The following is a 1114-nucleotide window of genomic DNA, read 5'->3' as shown; positions in this document are numbered from 1 at the left end:
GTATCACCTTCTGTTGATTGAGATCTTGGTCGTGATCAATCAACAGGATACGCCATCCTCCTATTTCCCCGTACACCAGAAATCACCATAACTCCGGCTTGGACATCAGCCTGAAATCGTGCAACGAGGATGCTCTTCGGATACTCCAGACGGCGGAAATTGCCAACTCCATTGGAGGCTGGATTCAGGAAAATCGACCCGAACAAGGACCGAACTTCCAGGCAGGATATCGTAACGTCGAACAGTTCGACCGCAGCACGATGAGCGACGCCCTGAACTTATGCGAAGCCCTCTTTTCACGTGTAGCCGCGTTCACTCAGCCAGGCGATGTTTTCTGTTATCCGACGGCCCCTGTGCTTGCTCCGAAGAAAGGCACACTCACCGGCAGCAACCTAAATTCTGTACGTGATTATTACGACCGTACTATGGCCGTCACATCGTTTGCTGGTGTTGCCCGGTTACCCGAGATCACCATTCCACTGGCTCAGGTTAATGGCATTCCTGTTGGGCTTTCTCTGACAGCTGGTCACTATCAAGATGAGTTCCTACTCGACGCCAGTCTGCGCTTGTGGGGTTCTCAACCAATGGGGTTAGACTTATGTTCCGTAACTACGTAACGCACAGAGTCCAGATGCCCAACCAATTATTCCACTGGACATGCGCGATAAAGCTGCGCACCGCAGGTGAATGAACCGTTAACTGGATTGATGACGAGGTAGATACGATGAAAAGAATTGCAGTCATTGGTTCCGGCGGTTCGGGAAAATCTACATTCTCGGCTTTATTAGGTAAAGAATTGAATTTGCCTGTTCATCACCTCGATCAGCTATATTGGAAACCAAATTGGGTTAAGACTCCAAAAGAAGACTGGATAAAAATTCAGGAGGGCATCTGTGATAGCGAATGCTGGATTATCGATGGTAATTATCAGAGCACACTTGATATAAGATTTGAAGCTTGTGATACAGTAATATTCTTGGATGTGAACCGGTATACCTGTATCTATCGAGCGCTAAAGAGAACACCCGAGTTCGACAGTTATCCACTGAAAATCGTCTCTTTTACACGCCTCAGGCCAGTATTCATGCGGGTTTCCGCTTTTTAGACGCCTAAA

General features: G+C 47.8%; 2 protein-coding genes. Both read left to right on the top strand.

Annotation, left to right across the window (positions count from 1 at the left end; translation table 11 throughout):
• Positions 1–98 precede the first annotated feature (98 nt).
• Positions 99–617: an amidase family protein gene (locus tag ABIE61_RS18825; protein WP_354412429.1), complete on the top strand. Its 519-nt coding sequence runs from the start codon at positions 99–101 to the stop codon at positions 615–617.
• 107 nt (positions 618–724) lie between these two features.
• Positions 725–1105, top strand: coding sequence for a P-loop NTPase family protein (locus tag ABIE61_RS18820; RefSeq protein ID WP_354412426.1), 381 nt, complete (start codon positions 725–727; stop codon positions 1103–1105).
• The last annotated feature ends 9 nt before the right edge of the window (positions 1106–1114 follow it).

Source organism: Marinobacterium sp. MBR-111, assembly GCF_040547585.1.
GTDB lineage: Bacteria > Pseudomonadota > Gammaproteobacteria > Pseudomonadales > Balneatricaceae > Marinobacterium > Marinobacterium iners.
This window is presented reverse-complemented; position numbering and strand designations above follow the sequence as displayed.

Bases quoted from the DNA above. Each gene is read 5' to 3' on its own strand.
- ABIE61_RS18820 (WP_354412426.1), top strand. From the start codon at position 725: ATGAAAAGAATTGCAGTCATTGGTTCCGGCGGTTCGGGAAAATCTACA.